Origin of the sequence: Rhodococcus aetherivorans, assembly GCF_025722975.1 — a bacterium.
GTDB lineage: Bacteria > Actinomycetota > Actinomycetes > Mycobacteriales > Mycobacteriaceae > Rhodococcus > Rhodococcus aetherivorans.
This window is the reverse complement of sequence record NZ_CP106983.1, coordinates 81,527-98,478: the sequence shown is the minus strand read 5'-3', so window position 1 is coordinate 98,478 and position 16,952 is coordinate 81,527. Positions and strand designations below refer to the sequence as shown.

The following is a 16,952-nucleotide window of genomic DNA, read 5'->3' as shown; positions in this document are numbered from 1 at the left end:
CAGAAGGGCGGCGGGAGCCCGGACGACCGGCTGACGGTGCGCGGACTATCGGTACGGGCACGAAGAATCGTGCTGTGATCGCACGGCTGGTGCACCTCCGGCAGGATTTCCCAGGTCTCACGTAGCCCACGACGTCGTGTCACCGAGAGCAGCGTGACGAGCCGACAAGGCATGCGAACGTCAATTCTCCTGGGAGACCGGTAACGAGGTGGCCCGCCGTCACTGGGCGAGGGGCACTCGTTGACCCACATGCGGCAGGCGCCTGCTCGACCTCCGGCGCGAGCGCCGCTCGCCGAGCCCGACCACTCATGCAGAAGCCCCCCGAGGTCCACAGCAAGTGTGAGCTTGCGACCGATCGGTCCGCCGTGTCGAACGACGCAGATGTGCAACCACCCGCCCCTACCCCATGGATGATGCCGTCTACCATCGCGCCGATGTTAACAGTCGCGAAACACCCGGTCGTGGACAGAGCAATGTGAACGGGTTCATACTCTCTGGGAGCATGTTGCCTGAATCCTCGCAAGGAGACTGCTGTGCCCGTTGGCCGACTGAAGCTGGGCTTGGTGCTACCTCAGAGTGGACCGTCCGGCATTTTCGGTCCGTCATGCCAAGCGAGTGCCGAGTACGCAATCGATGAGCTCAACGCGGGCGGCGGGATCCTGGGCCGGGAGGTCACGCCGGTGTTCATTGATGGGGGCGCGGACCCGTCCGCAGTAGCGGCGTGCATTGCCGAGCAGACGAAACGACGGGAATTGCACGCCGTGGTCGGGTGGCACACGTCTGCTGTTCGTCGACGCGTAGTAGGCGCCATCGGCGGACGTATCCCGTACGTCTACACCGCAGTATACGAGGGCGGCGAGAACTCGGACGGCGTGTTCATGACGGGAGAGGTACCGACGAATCAGATCCTTCCTGCCCTCGAATGGATGACTGAGATCGGCGTGCGTAAATGGTATGTCATTGGTAGTGACTATGTTTGGCCCCGAAAGACTGTCTCGGTCATTCGTGAATCTCTTCTGTCGACCCAGCGGACGAGTCGAGGCCACAGCGAAGTTCAACTGGTGTCGTGCGAGTTCTTGTCGCTAGGCACATCCGACTTCACCTCAACGCTCGAGTCCATTGAGATGTCGGGGGCCGATGGCGTTCTCGTCCTCCTCCTCGGCCAGGACGCAGTACAGTTCAACCGGTCTTTTTCGAAGAAGGGGCTGCATCGTGACATCGTCAGGCTCAGTCCGCTGATGGACGAGAACATGCTGTTGGCAAGCGGCGCACACGCCGCGCACGGGCTCTACTCGGTGTCGGGGTTCTTCGAGTGCCTGGTCACCGGCCACAGCATGGATTTCGAATCGAGGTACATCAAGCACTTCGGTCCGACCGCCCCCCCGATTACCTCACCGGGAGAGTCGTGCTACGAGGGTATTCGGCTGTTGGCCACTCTCGCAGACAGGGCCGGCGATCTCGATCCCAGGTCTCTGAGCTATCACGCAGACCACACCCTCGACTACGACAGCCCCCGAGGCCGTGTCCGCTTCGACGGTCGCCATCTCGCTCAGGACATGTATATCGCGCGGGCCGAAGGAGTAGAGTTCGACATACTAGCGCAGGTTTCTCACGCCTAAGCTGCTTCGATGCATTGCGATGCGATGTCGAGGCACGCAGATAAGAGTGCCCTACTCGAACCAGGCTTCCAACACCGTGCGCAGGGCCCGCCGATCGGGCATCGCGAGTACATCCATGAACTCGTCCTCGACCTGCTGCACGAGCGGGAGCAAGCGACTGTGAGCAGATCCGCCGCGCTTCGAAGCATGGACCAGCACTTTCCTGCGGTCGGCATGATCGGGAAGGCGGAACGCAAACGCCGTGGTGACCAGGCGGTCCACATGCTTTGTCGTTGTCGGCGCAGGTGAGCCCAGGGATCGAGCGATTTCGGTCATCGCAATACCGTCGTTGCGGACGATGATGTCCAACACGTACCACTGATCCGCAGTCAACCCCTCTCGATCGACCACCTCATGAATTCTGCGACTCAGGGACCGACTCACGGCCTCCAAGGCACCCCCGACCAAGGGCGATCGAACGACATCACCGAGTTTAACCACGGCTTCCGACTCGATCATTCCTGTCCCCTCCCCGTCCACTCCGCAGTTGATCTTACCGCCTCATCAAAAGGATATCCACCGAACGAACTATTTCAGTTGGAAGCACATGGATTCGACTCTACACATGGGCTGCCCACGTCTGGTTGCGAGCCGGGTGCGCAACCCCCACCCTGATCCTCCTCGCCCTCCACCGAGGACCGGAACGCGCGGCCGTCCCCGCATACCGTCTTGCAGCTGTCGTGAACGCCCGCGCGGCCTTATCGACCCTTCAGCCCGCGCTGATCGCCGTGACCGACGTCGCCCTCGGCCGGTCCTTCGCACCCTCGGCCAGAAGGCCACCGCGGTCACGAACGCCGATAGCGGCGATTGGGTACCTGCGAAAAGGCCTGGGGCACCATGCCTGGAAGCCTGCGGCCGAACGTAACGATACTCGAGTCGGGGCGGTTTCCGGCTGTCCCGGAGGGCTTCGACTCGGTGCTGACGCCCGCGCGAGAGCGCACGTCGCGGACCGACGTCGAGGTCGGTGCCGTATGTCGCCGAGTGCACCGTTCTTCGCAATCTGTGTATCGACTGCACTGCGACCGCGGCAGTGATCACGATGCCGCCTGCTGGCGGCCGCTCGCCCCTGTCACCGTAGGACGGCCGCGGTTGCTACGAGCAATACGGAGCCAGCCATGGGGCGCCACGGAATCGCCGGAGCCTTCGTCTTGGTCTGCAGGTGCACAGGATTAACACATCTACACATTGACATCCGTTCCGATGTGAAGTAAAAATTGTCACGTAGGGCGCAGACGAAGTCCGCGACCCGAGCATCGAAGGGTAGGCACCGAGAAGTCGGACGCGCAGGCATCCAGAGGAAACCTAGCTTTCGGATCGATGTTTGTCCTGGCAATGCCTGAAGATTCAGCGCAGGCGATTCAATCTTGTTACTTCCAGAATTGAATCATGTGCTCGTTCTGGAACGGAAGAGCACCCGAATGCAGGGACGGCATCCATGCCCTCCTTCATTTTCGAACGAGAACCGGCCGATACAGCGGATCCGGAGATTTCGTGACGCCGTTCAGCGATTGTTGTCCCGTGAAGGATTCTATCGGTCCGATTGATATCGCCTATTCCGTTGCCGGAGCATTTGATGCCTTCTCCCGACGAGTAGAAGCCAGCTGGGCTCCTCATTTGAGCCCAGCGCCGATGAAAGGAATGAGGAAATGGATGGTATCCACGACACAGGCGGTATGACCGGATACGGACCGGTCCCCTATCAGAAGGACGAGCCCTTCTTCCACTACGAGTGGGAGGGTCGAACCCTGTCGATTCTGACCTGGATGCATCTCAAGGGCATGTCGTGGTGGGACAAGTCGCGGTTCTTCCGAGAGTCGATGGGGAACGAAAACTACGTCAACGAGATTCGCAACTCGTACTACACCCACTGGCTGAGTGCGGCGGAACGTATCCTCGTCTCCGACAAGATCATCACCGAAGAAGAGCGAAAGCACCGCGTGCAGGAGATCCTCGAGGGTCGGTACACGGACAGGAAGCCGTCGCGGAAATTCGATCCGGCCGATATCGAGAAGGCGATCGAGAGGCTTCACGAGCCCCACTCTCTGGTGCTTCCGGGACCGGAGCCGAGCTTCTCCCTCGGTGACAAGGTCAAAGTGAAGAACATGAACCCGCTGGGACACACAAGGTGCCCGAAGTATGTGCGGAACAGGATCGGGGAGATCGTCACCTCCCACGGGTGCCAGATCTATCCCGAGAGCAGCTCCGCCGGCCTCGGCGACGATCCTCGCCCGCTCTACACGGTGGCGTTTTCGGCCCAGGAACTGTGGGGCGACGACGGAAACGGGAAGGACGTAGTGTGCGTCGATCTCTGGGAACCGTACCTGATCTCTGCGTGAAAGGAATACGATAGTGAGCGAGCACGTCAACAAGTACACGGAGTACGAAGCACGTACCAAGGCCATCGAAACCTTGTTGTACGAGCGAGGGGTCATCACGCCGGCCGCGGTCGACCGAGTGGTCTCGTACTACGAGAACGAGATCGGTCCCATGGGTGGCGCCAAGGTTGTGGCCAAGTCCTGGGTAGACCCTGAGTACCGCAAGTGGCTCGAAGAAGACGCGACGGCCGCGATAGCGTCGCTGGGCTATGCCGGTGAGCAGGCACACCAGATCTCGGCCGTGTTCAACGACTCCCGCACGCATCACGTGGTGGTGTGCACTCTGTGTTCGTGCTATCCGTGGCCGGTGCTTGGTCTCCCGCCCGCCTGGTACAAGAGCATGGAATACCGGTCCCGGATTGTCGCAGACCCTCGTGGAGTACTCAAGCGCGATTTCGGTTTCGACGTTCCCGATGACGTCGAGGTCAGGGTTTGGGACAGCAGCTCCGAAATCCGCTATATCGTCATCCCGGAACGGCCGGCCGGCACAGACAGTTGGTCCGAGAACGAGCTGGCAAAGCTGGTGAGCCGGGACTCGATGATCGGTGTCAGCAAGGCGCTGACACCGCAGGAAGTGATCGTATGAGCGAAGACACACTGACTGATCGGCTCTCAGCTACTGGGACCGCCGCACCGCCCCGCGACAATGGCGAGCTTGTGTTCACCGAGCCGTGGGAAGCCACGGCATTCGGGGTGGCCATCGCACTCTCGGATCAGAAGTCGTACGAGTGGGAGTTTTTCCGACAGCGTCTCATTCACTCGATCGCTGAGGCCGATGGTTGCGAGGCGTACTACGAGAGTTGGACGAAGGCTCTCGAAGCCAGCGTGGTCGACTCGGGACTGATCAGTGAGGATGAGATCCGCGAGCGCATGGAATCAATGGCCATCATCGACTGACATCCTCGGCGTTTCCATCCGGCAACAGTGGTGGCGCACCCCGAAAGGACCTGAGCCGACGGGGCGCGCCACCACTTCATCGATGACGTTCTGAGGCACTCAGCGCAGAGTCGAGCTGAGTGCCTCAGAGCGGCATCGATCATTGCTTTCCCAAGCCGGCTGCGTGAGTACTGAACCCGCGACGTGAGGACGCAGTGACACTGCGGGTGTTCATGGCAAATGGGGCTCCAGCGCACCGAGCCGGAGGTGTTCGATGTGGTATACTGCTTCGTCCAACAAGGACGCGACATGCGAGTCGTAGAGGCTGTATACGACACTACGACCACTGCGTTCACCGATCACCAACCGCAGCGCTCGCAGCAGTCGGAGTTGGTGAGAAACCGCAGGTTGCTCCATGCCGACGGCTTCGGCGAGCTCGGTGACTCCGCACGGTCCTTGCCGCAACCTGGCCAATATCAACAGTCGATTCGGTGACGCCAATGCTTGCAAGGTCTCCGCGACTGTGGCCGCCGCAGCTGGATCCAAGGCGATCACCGGCGTCGCTGAACGAACCCGCATACCGTGCCCCATACACCAATTCAATCACACCTCGATACATGTAAATCTCAACACACTTGCATTCATCTGGAGGCTTCAAAGCCCTTCCTGCCGCATTGTTGACGGGCAGGTCCACTGGTGGAGCAACACTGCTCAGCGCAGGCACCCCACACACCTCCAAGCCGAAAGCGAACCGCCGCGGTACGCCCACACTGCGCAGGAACAGGCAACCGCCAGAGGCTTTCGCGCGGTGACCACACACGATCCCTGTCGGAGAAGAAGGAGAAGCCGTGTCAAACCGCTCGCCCCGCCGAGAACGCGAGAACCGAGTCGACCACCCCACCCCCCGGGCAGAAGACCAAGACCGTCTTACCGACACCGACCTCGCAACCGTCGTCAGAGCCCTTACCGGCGAGGTAACATTTCATCCTCGTGACCCGAAACGGAATACAAGGCAGGATTTTTCCTGACTCGAATCTCCGCAACGACCAAAGCATGGGTGAGCGGATCGGCACGTCGGCCACCGCCGCACGGGGGAAGGTGCGGGCGAGGTCATTGCGGGCGCGGGTTAGATCGGCCAACTCGACCATCGCGTCGAGCTGCGTGGCGCTCGGCTGCGCGGTCGGCGGCCTCGTCGGCGGGCAGGCGGCCGTCGGGTTGACCAGCATCCTGGTGGTGGTGCCGACCGCGGAGTCGAACGCCCGTACCGGCCCCTCCGGCCTGATCGTGTACGCCACGGCGTCCTAAGAGTATGTCTCATTTGGGAAGCTTCTTCCAGCACGTCAGCGCGGCGGCGAGTTGGAGAAATCCGGCGAAGTGCTCGCCGTGACGTTCGTAGCGGATCGTCAGCCGGCGGTAGCCGCTCAGCCACGCCAGGGTGCGTTCGATCTTCCACCGGTACCGCCCGAGACGCTCGCTGCTGTCGACGCCACGGCGAGCGATCCGCGGGACGATGCCCCGCTGACGCAGCCACCGACGGTGCACGGGGTAGTCGTAGCCCTTGTCCGCCCGCAACCGGCCGGGTCGCCGGCGCCGCGGACCACGACGCGACCGGACCGCCGGGATCGCGGCCACCATGGGCTGCAGCATGACGCTGTCGTGGGTGTTCGCCGAGGTCACCGCGGTGACGAGTGGGATCCCGTCGGCGTCGGTGAGGACGTGGATCTTCGAGCCGTTCTTGCCCCGGTCGACCGGACTGGGACCGGTCAGAGAGCCCCCCTTTTCGCCCGGACGTGCGCGGCGTCCAGGATCGCCGCGGACCAGTCCAGGTCCCCGCCGGCGCCGAGTCGGTCGAGGACTTGGCGGTGCAGCTCGTCGAACACCCCGGCCTTGACCCAGGCCGCGAAGCGGCGGTGCGCGGTCGGGACGCTGACCCCGAACGACGGTGGCAGGTGCCGCCAGGCGCAGCCACTGGTGAGCACGTAGACGACGGCGGTGAACACCGCCCGATCATCGAGCGCCGCCCGGCCGCCGCCCTGCGGCCTCGGCGAGAGCCGAGGCAGCAGCGGTTCGACGATCTCCCACAACGCATCCGGCACCAACCGAGTAGACAACGCATCGACCACGCCATGCATCATGCCGTACACAGGATCCGACCCATACAAGACACGCTCTAAGAACGGTCCGTTCCTCGGCGGCTACCGCCGTCGCGATGAACGCCGCGCTGACGACATCGATGACCACGCTCCCCGAGCAGCTCCGCAAGACCCTCACCTGGGACCGCGGGAAGGAGCTGTCCGGTCATGCCCAGTTCGCCCTCGATACCGGTACGAGAGTGTTCGTCGCCGACCCGCACTCGCCCTGGCAACGACCGACGAACGAGATCACGAACGGCCTGCTGCACCAGTACTTTCCGAAGGGCACCGATCTGTCCAGGTGGTCCGCCGAGGACCTCGAAGCCGTCGCCCTGGCGATCAATAACCGGCCCCGCAAGATCCACGACTGGCGAACCCCGGCCGTGGTCTTCGCCGAGCAGCTACGCTCACTGCAACAGCCAGGTGTTGCGACGACCGATTGAATCCGCCCTGCGCTCCGCGATCACTGTGGAGAATCACCCCCGCCCACGTCCCCACCCCGAGTGACGACGGCCGTCTCCAACGCGTCGGTGATCAACTCGGTACGCAAGTGCTCGGCGATGGACCACCCCACCCGACGCGAACAGATACCGATCACCGTAGCCAGATACAACCACGACGACCCCACCAGAATGACGTGATGTCGCCGCACCAACGGGTATCGAGCGTGTCGGCGGTGAACTTCCGACCGATCAGATCCGGCACGGCCGGCGCCGCAGGGGCCGCCATGGCGGTGCGCCGCCCGCGGCGCAGGTGCCGGCCGACGATCTTGTGGTCACGCATCAACCGCGTCACCCGTTTGCGGTTGATGCACACCCCGAGCTCGCGCAGTTCGGCGTCGATACGGGGTGCGCCGTAGGCGCCGCGATGGGCGGTATGGATCTCCCGGATGCGTGTGACGGTCGCGGCTTCGGCTGCGGCGCGTTCGGTGCGCGCCGCGACGGTGGCCAGGCGCCGGCAGTACCCGGACCGGGACGCTCCGAGGCCCGGCACAGCCGCTGCACACCGAACTCGGTGCGGTGGGTGGAGATGAAGCCCCAACGGCAGGTCTGCACATCATTTCCTGTGCGAAATAGGCGGCTGCCCGGCGCAGGATCTCGCGTTTGATCTGCCATTTTTTTCTCCGAGCTGCGCAGCCGGGCGTTCTCCGCGCGCAGCCACGCCAGTTCCTCGGCCGCGGTCTCGCTGCCGTCGCCTCCTTCGGCCGCTGAGTCCCGGCCCGAGATGTTGTCCTTGCGAACCACGTGCGCAGGTCTCGCCACTGATGCCGAGGCCCGCGGCCACTGCCGGGTAGGTGCGGGTACCGCCGCCCGCGCGATACAACGCGACCGCGTCCCGGCGGAACTCCTCCGTGTACTGTGACTGACGTCCCATGCGAACATCCCTTCCGGTTCCTCTACGAACCATGATCAGGGTGTCCACTCCCAGGGGGCAGCCTCACCCTCACAGCTCCTCCAGCACGGTGAGCAGGTCCTCGAGCAGGGCGTCGGCGCGGGCTTCGATCTCGTCGAAGACGTCGGTGAGCCCGCCCAGGCTGTCGTGGGCGTGGCGGCGCGCTGCAACACCCCGTTCGTAGTAGTGCGGATCGAGGTAGACCTCGATCTCGAACCGGCCGTGCGGGTCGTCATCCAGTTTCCCCTTCCTGCGCAGCGGCAGCGGCGCACGGGCTGGTACCCGGCCGGCTAGATGATCCCGAACCAGTGCGGCGAGGGATTGCGCGGTCATCGGCTGTGGCATCAGCGGTAGGTGTCCCCAGCGGTCGATCGGGGGCAGCAGGGGTTGCCGGGCCTGCCGGTCGGTGAGCGCGGCCTGCTCGGCCTCGACCGGGTCGGTGAGGTGCTGGGCGAGCAGGTCGGTGTTCGGATAGGCGTCCAGGAACGCCAGGATCTCCGCCCACCTGCGGTACACCGCCACCGCCGCGCTCGCGCCGCTACCCGACTCCGGTCGTAGACAGAATCGTTCCCCGCTCTCGGTGGTGGCGACGAGGGTGCCGGCGTCGACGTGGATGTCGCCGCGGCGCAGCCGGGCGAGCCGGGCGGACGACATGCCCGTCGCGGCCAGGGTCAGCAGCAGGGCGTCGCGGCGGCCGAACAGCCCGCTCGGCCACCCGGTGGTGGGCAGCTCCGCGGCTTTGCGCAGCAGGAGCGGGGCGAGTCGGTCGAGGCGGGTGGCGCGGGCGGTGTCGAGGCGGCGGCGGACGGTTTCGCTGCGGCCGGGCGCCGGGTGGCCGTGGCGGGTGTGGACGGTGTTGATCGCCGAGACCCGTCGGCGTTGAGTGGTGGGCGCGGCGGGATGCTCGCGCAGGAACAGCGCGAGCGCCTCGGGCTCGGCGGGCAGCGGGGGCTGGCCGGTGGCGGTGCACCAGTCGGCGAACAACGCCCAGTCGTGCCGGTACCGCGCCGGAATCCACAGGCCCGCTGCCGTTCCCGCAGAATCACCGAGTCGCTCGGTCGAGGAATCCACGCTACAAGCCCAGATTGGTGACAGCGTTCCCGAGGAGCGGGGCGTGTTCGCGGGCGTAGACCTCGAGCATGGCGGGGGTGGTGTGCCCGGTCTGGCGCATGATCGCGTGTGCGGAGGCGCCGTTGCGGAAGGCCTGGGTGACGAACCCGGCCCGCAGCGAATGCCCGCCCAATTGGGCGACGAGGTCGGGGTCGTAGCCGGCCAACTCGGCGCGGCGGCGGATCGCCCCATGGACGGCCGCCCCCGACAAGGCGGTCTCGGAGAGGTTGCCGTTCTTGCGGATCGCGCGCAGCAACGGCGCCCCGCCCCCGGTGCGCGGGCGGGGGCCGCGGCACACGTGCGCCGCGAACGGCTCCGCGGTGCGGAGTAGCCGGATCACGCCGGGGCGCCCGGCGGTGTCGTACGCGGCGACGATCTGCGCCCACCGCAGCCATGCGCACGGCGGGCAGCTGGTGTGGCTGTGGGTGAAGGGCAGGGCCCGGACGGTGCCGCGGCCCTCCTGGTCGGTCTTGCTCTTGCGGAGTTTGATGTGCAGGCCGTCGAGCCGGTGCAGGCTGATGTCCCCGCAGGTGAGGGCGACGAGTTCGCTGCGGCGGAACGCCCCGGCGAAGCCGAGCAGCAGGATCGCGGTGTCGCGGCGTTCGACCACCTCGTCCGCCCAGCCCTGGCAGTCCGCTCTCGCCTTGTCGACGATCGCGAGGATGTCGGCGGTGAGCAACGGCGCCCGCGGGCTGCGGGGCCGCTGCCCGGTGGTGGCGTAGCCGCGGCGGATCCCGGACATCGTCGCTTTCACCAGGTCGTCACCGGTCGGGGCCGGGTGTCCGGTCTGGCGGTGGTGGTGGGCGATCGCGGCGAGGCGGTGCGCGAGGGTGGCCGGGGCGTACGCCCGCTCCCCCGCCTCGGTGACGGTGTCGGCGCACGCGACCAGGTAGGCGGCGACCGTGACCGGGTGCGCCGGCACCGCGACATGCCCTTCACGCTGGCACCAGGTGGTGAAGGCCCGCCACGCCGAGGCGTAGGTGCGGCGGGTGCCGGCGGCCCGCGCCGACGCCACCGACTCGGCGATCCGCGCCGCCGTATCGGGGGCGAGATCCGGCAGCGCCGGTCCGGAGGGGGCCCCGGGCCCCACGATCTGCCCCTCCCCCAGTGTTTCCGTCTCGTCGTTCACGGGTGGGGACGGTACCGGACGGCGCCGACACCGTCCCGACGACCCGAAAACACGCTCACCACGGGGTTCGCGGAGATAGCTGCGTAAATGACAATTTTCAGCCTCAACACCACACAAACTAGGACTGACATACCCCCAGGTCGCGAAAACGCCCGGCATGCACGATTCATCCTGGTTTTTTCGGGGCTCCCGCTGAGACTCTGCACAAGAAATGAGACTTCCCATCGGGATGTCAGTGCCGTGAGCTGGGGTTTTCCCATCCATGTCAATAGGTATTCCCACTCGATGTCAGCGGGTCCGGTCTGATCCGGAAGGCAGGAGGACCTGGGGATTTGCGAGCGAGCAGGATGTATTTCGTCCTGGCCGAGCAGTACGTCGCCGGTTGCTGTCCGCAGCGGCCGGTCCGATCGGGCCCGAACGGGCGGGTCAGGGCACGGGGTCAGGGCACATCCGGGCGAGGTTGAGGATGCCGGTCCGGCGGAGCCAGGCGTCACGCCAGGGGTGCAGGGCCGGGATCCTCAGTCCGCAGGCGCGGGCAATGCGGTGCAGTCGGCCGTTCCTGGGGGCTTGGGCAAGCGGACGGTGTCTTGTTCCGGTCCGGGAGCAAAGGTTCCAGAGTGGGATTCCTCTTCCACTGGGTCTGATCGGTGTTGCCGACTTCTGCGGTGAACGGGGAGTAGGGGCATGCTCTGCAGATGACTTCACGAGGTGTTGTGCGAGTGTGGCACCGCGAGGACGGTTGGGGTGTCCTTGAGTGTGCGGAGACTCCGGGCGGCTGCTGGGTGCACTTCAGCGAGGTCGATCTTCCGGGCTTCCGAGCACTCGATCCCGGGGATCAGGTTGACTTCGAGTGGCAGCGGTCGAGCGGTCCGGTAGAGGGGTTTGCCTTCGTGGCTTCCCAGGTACGGCCGGTTTCCGCCGAGTGACTGGGGACGAACGCGGGGCGTTGACCCGAGGATTTGTGACCGGATGTCCGCGTACGGTCAGAGTTGAATTGGTGACGAACGCATGATGGCTTTAGCGACGGACCCGCCATCGGCGCTGTCATGATCGCGCTCGCGGACGCCTTCTACGAGGCAGCGATCGATCGGCAAACGGACCTCTGAGCCTCCACTGAGGTGCCGGATGGTTCACTGAGCTCAGCAAAACGGACATTTGGAGCAGAATCTTCGCTCCAGACAATGAGGGGGGCGAGGCGGACATGCGTTTGTCCAGGGTGGAGATTAAGAACCACAGTCGGATCCAAGACCTGGATCTCGAAGTGCGGCGGCACGCGGTGATCGTTGGCGCGAACGAGGTGGGTAAGTCGTCGATTCTGCGTATGTTGAACCTGCTCCTGGGGACGAGCACCGCCGGCCTCTACCAAGCGCTCAAGCTCAGCGACCTGCGCGACCCGGGGCAGCCTCTCGTGGTCAACGCGTGGTGGTCGGGCTTCACGGACGAGAACTGCCGTCCCTTCCCCTCGGAGATCAGCATCGCCCACGACCAGATCGGCGAGTACCTCTGGGTCCAGATGATCGTCGAGCCGGACCCAGAGGACGACGAGGCCATAACAATCCGCCGGTGGTTCCCGGAGAGCGGTCATGAACGAGCGCCCAGCCGCGAGCAGCTGGAGGCGTTCGGCTGGCGCTACCTGAAGGCGACCCGCGGCGCGTCGATGATGGAGGGCCCGCACAGCCCGGTCCGCACGCTTCTGGCGGCCGCCGATCTCGGTACAAACGAGGACGGATTGAAGACCCTCCTCAAACAATTCAACGAGGAGATCGCAGGCAACGAGTCGGTCGGCGAGCTCCTCGGCCGCGTGGCCGGCCACCTGAGTCGTTCGATGCCGCGGAGTGTCACCAAGGACGATTTCTCGGTCCGGAGCGTAACCGATCCGTCCAGCGACGTGCTCCAGGACGTGACGATCTTCCTCAACCGCGGCGACGACCAGGTCTCACTGATGGAGCAATCGGACGGGGTCCGCCAGCTCATGGCTATGACGCTCTTCGACCTAGCCGAGGGAACGGCGAACATCCTCGCGATCGACGAGCCGGAGATCCATCTGCACCCGACCAGCCAGCGGACGGCAGCGGACCTCTTGAGCGGCGACGGGAATCAAAAGATCATCGTTACCCATTCGCCGTACATCCTTCACCGATTCGAACCCTCGGAGGTCATCGCGGTGGACCGACATGGCAAATGTCACCAGATCGGAGATGCGAAGCTGTCGAAGGTCGAGAAGGTGCGCGCGCACTGGTGGTCACCGCGGCTCCTGGAGGCCCTGACAGCGCGCTTCGTCGTTCTCGTTGAGGGTGACGCCGATCGGGTGATCGTCGAGGCGGTAGCGCAGAAGCTAGGCATCGACCTCGACCGGCTCGGTGCTGTGGTCGTCGAGCTGGACGGAGCGGACAAGTTCAGCAACGTCTTCCCGCTTCTTGGACCCGACGGCTTTGGCCCGACCTTGCTCGGGCTGGTGGACGAGCAGGAGAGCGGAAAGTGGGTCAATGCCTTCAAAGGCAAGAGGAGCACCGTCGTAGACAAGAAAGTCTTCATCTCCGACATTGACCTTGAGGACGAGTACACCCGCGCCCTCGGCGGCCCGGTTGCGGCCCAAGCCCTCATAGATGGAAAGTTCTGCAAGGAACAGGGACTGTTGCAATCGACGGGCGTCGAGTCGATCGAGAAGATCGGCCCGGAAGCGGTGGCGAAGTTCTGCAGAGGCAAGGGCAAAGTCGAGGCGGCGACATGCATCGCTGAAGCCCTGACGCCAGATGTGGCAGAGAAGATCGGCAGCGTGTCGCGTCTCGTGCGCACGCTTGACGAGCTGAGCAAGCGGTGAGCGGGTTCTCGCTCAGCGAAGAGCAGCGCACTGCAGCGACCTGCGCGAAGGAGCACCTCCTGATCATCGCGCCTCCGGGATGCGGTAAGACCGAGGTCCTGGCGCACCGCGCCGCCCATCAAATCGGTTCCCTCGAGCAGAACCAGCGCGTGCTCGCTTTGACCTTCACCAAGCGGGCGCGCTCGAACCTCGAACAGCGCCTCCGCTCCGTGCTGGGCCACGCACGAGCGCGCCGGCAGATCGTCGTCCGTAACCTCCACGGCTTCGCGACCCAGGTGGTCCTCGCCCACGGCAGGACCATCGGCCTCGACATGGAAGGACTGGAGCTGCCGAAGACCAGCACCATGCGGCGGGCGATGGAGACAGCAGGCGGCGGGCCCGCCATGTACGAAGCCGAGCAGATCCTGAGCGAGATCAAGCGGGAACCGCTCTCGGACACCGAGGTGTTGACGGCTATCCAGCAGCGAGGTCCCGGGCAGGCGGCCGTGCTCGCGGAGAAGGTAGAGCGGTCACGACAGGAGGCGAACCAGCTGCACTACGAGGACCTCCTCCGGCACGCACAGCGCCTGCTCCGCATCCCCGCGGTCGCGCGGCTCTACCAGGCACATTTCGGCGCGGTACTGGTCGACGAGTTCCAAGATCTCTCGATGCAACAGCTCGATCTCGCCCTGCTGAGCTGCACGTCCAGACGGACGTTCGCCGGAGATCCGCTCCAGGGCATCTACTCGTGGGCAGGGGCAGCACCCACCGCGGTCGAGGTGGAGATTAGAAAGACCTGCGGCGAGCCGATCAGGCTGCACGAGTCCTACCGCTCCTCGCCGAAGGTTTTGGAGACGGTCAACTCGGTGAGCGAACAGGTCGATCCGGGCTCTGGTCTGGTGTCCGCGCAACCCGAGCGATGGCCAGGTGGGGGCTGTTCCGCTGCCCTCGTGCTCCAGGACCGCGCCGCCGAGGCAGAATTGCTGAGACGTCTGGCGGGATCGATCCTGGACCGGATGCCTGAAGCATCCATCGGGATCATCACTCGTGCGGGGTGGCGCAGAAAACACATCGACGCGGTGTTCGTGGAAGAGAAGTCCTTCCCAGTCCGCCGATGGGACCTCGCGATCGACGACCCTGGGATCGTCGCCCTCATCCAGTCAACCGTCGCGGTCCTGCCGCATGGAGCGAGCATCGCGGACGCGCGGCTGGCGGTGCTCGATGCCGTCGACCCCGCCGACATCGACGCCCGAGAGCTGGTCGACGATGCATTCGACACCCTGGAGCAGAACGCCGCGGTCACCGCGAAGGCGGCGGTGAGGTCGATCAGGACCTCCGACCCTAAGCAGGCAATTGGGCCCGGCGTCCACCTGCTCAACGCACATTCCGGCAAAGGCCAGCAGTTCGACTGGGTATTCGTCATCGGCCTGGAGGAAGGGCACTTGCCGGACAAGCGGAACAGCCAGGGCCATGCTCTGGCCGAGGAGCAGCGCGTCCTGCTTGTCATGCTCTCCAGGGCTCGTCACGGCCTAGTCGTCACGAGAACGAGGACGGCGGACGGCAAGTACGGGCCGTACCAGGCCACGCGGAGCCGATGGTGCGCCGGAATCCAGGCCCACTACTTCACGGCGGAAGAGATCGAAGCACATCTGGAAGCGGATCTTCCAGTCCCTCCGCCGAGTCAGGCGTAGAACTTCGCATGATCGGCAGCCCGATCAATCTTGAGTGGCTGCGGATCGCCTATCGGGTGACCCGATCGAACTCTTCCTATTCTTTCCTGGAGCTCGCGAGAAACTCCTCGACCTGCATGCTTTCGACCTCCCGAAGCATCGAGCCCAGTGCCGCTACTGCGTTCTGAGGGGAGGGAGTCCTCCCCCTTCAGTCTTCAGTCTTTGGGGGAAAGAAAACGCACCTGCGCGGCGCGTGATGCATCCGATGCAATATGCAGTGTTTCGGTTGACATGAGAGCGCGCTATCGGCATCCGCTGGGGTGGCTCAGGCACTGGTGTTGTAGGCGGTGCGAGCGGCGTGGACCAGATCTCGGACGGCGCCGGAGGAGGTGTGGTCGAGGTTCAGCGGCGGTGCCCACTGCCCGATGACGGCCGGTTCGATGGCGGCTGGGTTCGGGTGTTCGCACCACGACAGCCGCAGGTGGGTGTGCATCCAGGCAGTGAGCCTGGCCTCGTCCTCGGCGACGAGCGCCACCCGGTCGGTGCGCTCGGTGCGGTACTGCTGCTCGGTAAGCAGCAGGCTGGCGAGGGTGCGGCGCAGTGTGGAGCTGCCGCTGCGCCGCAGATGGTTGCCGATGATCCGCCGTCGCAGGTTCGAGGCGATCCCGACATACAGCAACCGCAGATTCTCCTCACTGGGGTGGTCCGGTCCGGGCAGCTGCGGCAGCACCGCCGGGGCGGCCCACCACGCATACAGCCCTCGCGATTTCGGCAGTGTGGTCAGCTCGTCGAGCTGGTGGGTGGCGGTGCCCAGTGCGGTGATCGCGGCTGCCGGGTCGAGGGTGTTGAGGTCGGTCATCGGGTGTGGTCTTTCGTTTCGGTTCGGGCAGGGCACGTGCCTCAGGCCGTGCAGGTCAGAGGTCGAGGCGGCGTGCGGTAGTCGGGTAGGGCGTCACCAGGTGAGGGAGCGGGCGATCTGCGCGATCGCTGCGTCGAAGCGTTCGCGGCCGCCGGGGGAGTTCAATCCGCGGGCCGAGCAGTGCGGGATCTTGCCGGGCAGGACGTAGAGGTCGCGGCCGATGCCGGCGCGGGCCCAGCCGTCGCGGGCCGCTGCGCCGAGCAGCAGCACCTGTTCGAGGTTCGGGCACAGCTCGACGACCTGCCGGGTCCACCGCACCGCCCGGGCGCGTTCGGCGGCGGTCGAACCACCGTTTCTGACCGCCGCCACCGGGAACGGCACCACGTTCCAGTGCACGACCTGCGACCACGGCACACCGTGGCGGGCGTAGGCCTCACGGCAGTGGCGGGCGGTGCGATCGTCGTTGTCCAGACTCAACAGCCCGGAGCCGGTGCCCGCCTCGGCCTTGGTGGACGGATTGTCGAGCAGCACCAACACCCGCGCGTCGATGCCGCCCTGGTCCGGATCGACGTAGGGGACATGCCCGTGCGGCAGACCCATCGACTCGGCGATCCGGTCGGCCAGATCGTTGAGCGGCTTGACGTGCGGTTCACGAATACGGGCCATCTTCGCGGCGACCACCACGGGGTCGGCGTTGCGTCCGTTCGGCATGCGACAGACGATGACACACCGGGCCGACAACCATTCGTCCGAACCAACGAAGATGCCCCTCCCTCTTGTCGGCAGGCACGAAACCCTCCGAGCGTCCGACGGTGGGGAACTCCGAGGGGGTGCGCACTGGTGTCGTGGGTTTTTCCGTTCCCTGGGTTTGCCGCACCGCCGCGCTTGCCCGTGTTCCGGGTCCACGCTCTTCGGCCCAGCATGTGCGGATGGACTTCCGGTGGTGAGTGT

15 protein-coding genes and 2 pseudogenes are annotated in these 16,952 nt (G+C 65.2%); 9 read left to right on the top strand and 8 right to left on the bottom strand.

From position 1 onward, the window contains the following. Window positions 1-533 precede the first annotated feature (533 nt). Window positions 534-1,619: a substrate-binding domain-containing protein gene (locus OCS65_RS28440; protein ID WP_263510425.1), complete on the top strand. Its 1,086-nt coding sequence runs from the start codon at window positions 534-536 to the stop codon at window positions 1,617-1,619. Window positions 1,620-1,670: 51 nt separating this feature from the next. On the opposite strand, the gene OCS65_RS28435 is transcribed toward OCS65_RS28440, so the two are convergent. Beyond that, entirely contained in the window at window positions 1,671-2,117 is a 447-nt protein-coding gene (locus OCS65_RS28435) for a MarR family transcriptional regulator (RefSeq protein ID WP_263510424.1), read from the bottom strand. 1,187 nt (window positions 2,118-3,304) lie between these two features. On the opposite strand from OCS65_RS28435, the gene nthB reads away from it, so the two are divergent. Genes nthB through OCS65_RS28420 form a run of 3 tightly spaced genes read left to right on the top strand, consistent with a single transcriptional unit; the run spans window position 3,305 to window position 4,930 of the window. Continuing rightward, window positions 3,305-3,994, top strand: a complete 690-nt coding sequence (gene nthB / locus OCS65_RS28430) for a nitrile hydratase subunit beta (protein ID WP_263510423.1) — start codon at window positions 3,305-3,307, stop codon at window positions 3,992-3,994. 13 nt (window positions 3,995-4,007) lie between these two features. Continuing rightward, complete coding sequence (gene nthA, locus OCS65_RS28425; RefSeq protein ID WP_263510422.1) at window positions 4,008-4,619, top strand: nitrile hydratase subunit alpha; 612 nt, start codon at window positions 4,008-4,010, stop codon at window positions 4,617-4,619. Next, a complete protein-coding gene (locus OCS65_RS28420) occupies window positions 4,616-4,930 on the top strand; it encodes a nitrile hydratase accessory protein (RefSeq protein WP_263510421.1) in 315 nt (104 codons plus the stop codon). Before nthA ends, OCS65_RS28420 begins: the two co-directional genes overlap by 4 nt. Before the next feature lie 210 nt (window positions 4,931-5,140). Here the strand turns inward: OCS65_RS28420 and OCS65_RS28415 are convergent, their stop codons facing one another. Next, on the bottom strand, window positions 5,141-5,500 hold the full coding sequence (locus OCS65_RS28415; protein WP_263510420.1) for an ArsR/SmtB family transcription factor: 360 nt from the start codon (window positions 5,498-5,500) through the stop codon (window positions 5,141-5,143). 462 nt (window positions 5,501-5,962) lie between these two features. On the opposite strand from OCS65_RS28415, the gene OCS65_RS28410 reads away from it, so the two are divergent. Beyond that, window positions 5,963-6,214: a hypothetical protein gene (locus tag OCS65_RS28410; protein WP_263510419.1), complete on the top strand. Its 252-nt coding sequence runs from the start codon at window positions 5,963-5,965 to the stop codon at window positions 6,212-6,214. Between the two features lie 9 nt (window positions 6,215-6,223). Here OCS65_RS28410 and OCS65_RS28405 read toward each other — a convergent pair. Next, window positions 6,224-7,041, bottom strand: a protein-coding gene (locus tag OCS65_RS28405; RefSeq protein ID WP_420833259.1) for an IS5 family transposase whose coding sequence is annotated in 2 segments (ribosomal slippage) — window positions 6,224-6,688 and window positions 6,691-7,041 — 816 coding nt in all. Because the reading frame shifts where the segments join, the coding sequence is not laid out codon by codon here. A 34-nt stretch (window positions 7,042-7,075) separates the two neighbouring features. On the opposite strand from OCS65_RS28405, the pseudogene OCS65_RS28400 reads away from it, so the two are divergent. Beyond that, window positions 7,076-7,484: pseudogene (locus OCS65_RS28400) on the top strand (IS30 family transposase); the annotation flags it as partial. On the opposite strand, the pseudogene OCS65_RS28395 reads toward OCS65_RS28400, so the two are convergent. From OCS65_RS28395 to OCS65_RS28385, 3 genes and pseudogenes are all read right to left on the bottom strand, one after another. Beyond that, window positions 7,384-8,415, bottom strand: a pseudogene (locus OCS65_RS28395) (IS3 family transposase); the annotation flags it as partial. The pseudogenes OCS65_RS28400 and OCS65_RS28395 overlap by 101 nt on opposite strands. A gap of 69 nt (window positions 8,416-8,484) precedes the next feature. After that, window positions 8,485-9,504, bottom strand: coding sequence for a hypothetical protein (locus OCS65_RS28390; RefSeq protein ID WP_263510418.1), 1,020 nt, complete (start codon window positions 9,502-9,504; stop codon window positions 8,485-8,487). A 1-nt stretch (window position 9,505) separates the two neighbouring features. Then, window positions 9,506-10,672 carry a site-specific integrase gene (locus tag OCS65_RS28385; RefSeq protein ID WP_263510417.1) on the bottom strand — a complete coding sequence of 389 codons (1,167 nt, stop codon included), beginning with the start codon at window positions 10,670-10,672 and terminating at the stop codon, window positions 9,506-9,508. A gap of 695 nt (window positions 10,673-11,367) precedes the next feature. On the opposite strand from OCS65_RS28385, the gene OCS65_RS28380 reads away from it, so the two are divergent. The 3 genes from OCS65_RS28380 to OCS65_RS28370 all read left to right on the top strand — a co-directional run bounded on the left by OCS65_RS28380 (window position 11,368) and on the right by OCS65_RS28370 (window position 15,163). Next, window positions 11,368-11,598, top strand: coding sequence for a cold shock domain-containing protein (locus OCS65_RS28380; protein ID WP_263510416.1), 231 nt, complete (start codon window positions 11,368-11,370; stop codon window positions 11,596-11,598). Between the two features lie 275 nt (window positions 11,599-11,873). Then, a complete protein-coding gene (locus OCS65_RS28375) occupies window positions 11,874-13,493 on the top strand; it encodes an ATP-dependent nuclease (protein WP_263510415.1) in 1,620 nt (539 codons plus the stop codon). Continuing rightward, window positions 13,490-15,163 carry a UvrD-helicase domain-containing protein gene (locus OCS65_RS28370; protein ID WP_263510414.1) on the top strand — a complete coding sequence of 558 codons (1,674 nt, stop codon included), beginning with the start codon at window positions 13,490-13,492 and terminating at the stop codon, window positions 15,161-15,163. Before OCS65_RS28375 ends, OCS65_RS28370 begins: the two co-directional genes overlap by 4 nt. Before the next feature lie 304 nt (window positions 15,164-15,467). Here the strand turns inward: OCS65_RS28370 and OCS65_RS28365 are convergent, their stop codons facing one another. Beyond that, on the bottom strand, window positions 15,468-16,001 hold the full coding sequence (locus OCS65_RS28365) for a GIY-YIG nuclease family protein (RefSeq protein ID WP_263510413.1): 534 nt from the start codon (window positions 15,999-16,001) through the stop codon (window positions 15,468-15,470). Between the two features lie 93 nt (window positions 16,002-16,094). Beyond that, window positions 16,095-16,712: a uracil-DNA glycosylase gene (locus OCS65_RS28360; protein WP_263510412.1), complete on the bottom strand. Its 618-nt coding sequence runs from the start codon at window positions 16,710-16,712 to the stop codon at window positions 16,095-16,097. Between the last annotated feature and the right edge of the window lie 240 nt (window positions 16,713-16,952).

Coding starts and splice junctions, on each gene's coding strand:
- OCS65_RS28435 (WP_263510424.1), bottom strand. CDS start 2,117: ATGATCGAGTCGGAAGCCGTGGTTAAACTCGGTGATGTCGTTCGATCG.
- nthB (WP_263510423.1), top strand. CDS start 3,305: ATGGATGGTATCCACGACACAGGCGGTATGACCGGATACGGACCGGTC.
- OCS65_RS28420 (WP_263510421.1), top strand. CDS start 4,616: ATGAGCGAAGACACACTGACTGATCGGCTCTCAGCTACTGGGACCGCC.
- OCS65_RS28415 (WP_263510420.1), bottom strand. CDS start 5,500: ATGGGGCACGGTATGCGGGTTCGTTCAGCGACGCCGGTGATCGCCTTG.
- OCS65_RS28410 (WP_263510419.1), top strand. CDS start 5,963: ATGGGTGAGCGGATCGGCACGTCGGCCACCGCCGCACGGGGGAAGGTG.
- OCS65_RS28380 (WP_263510416.1), top strand. CDS start 11,368: ATGACTTCACGAGGTGTTGTGCGAGTGTGGCACCGCGAGGACGGTTGG.
- OCS65_RS28375 (WP_263510415.1), top strand. CDS start 11,874: ATGCGTTTGTCCAGGGTGGAGATTAAGAACCACAGTCGGATCCAAGAC.
- OCS65_RS28365 (WP_263510413.1), bottom strand. CDS start 16,001: ATGACCGACCTCAACACCCTCGACCCGGCAGCCGCGATCACCGCACTG.
- OCS65_RS28360 (WP_263510412.1), bottom strand. CDS start 16,712: ATGCCGAACGGACGCAACGCCGACCCCGTGGTGGTCGCCGCGAAGATG.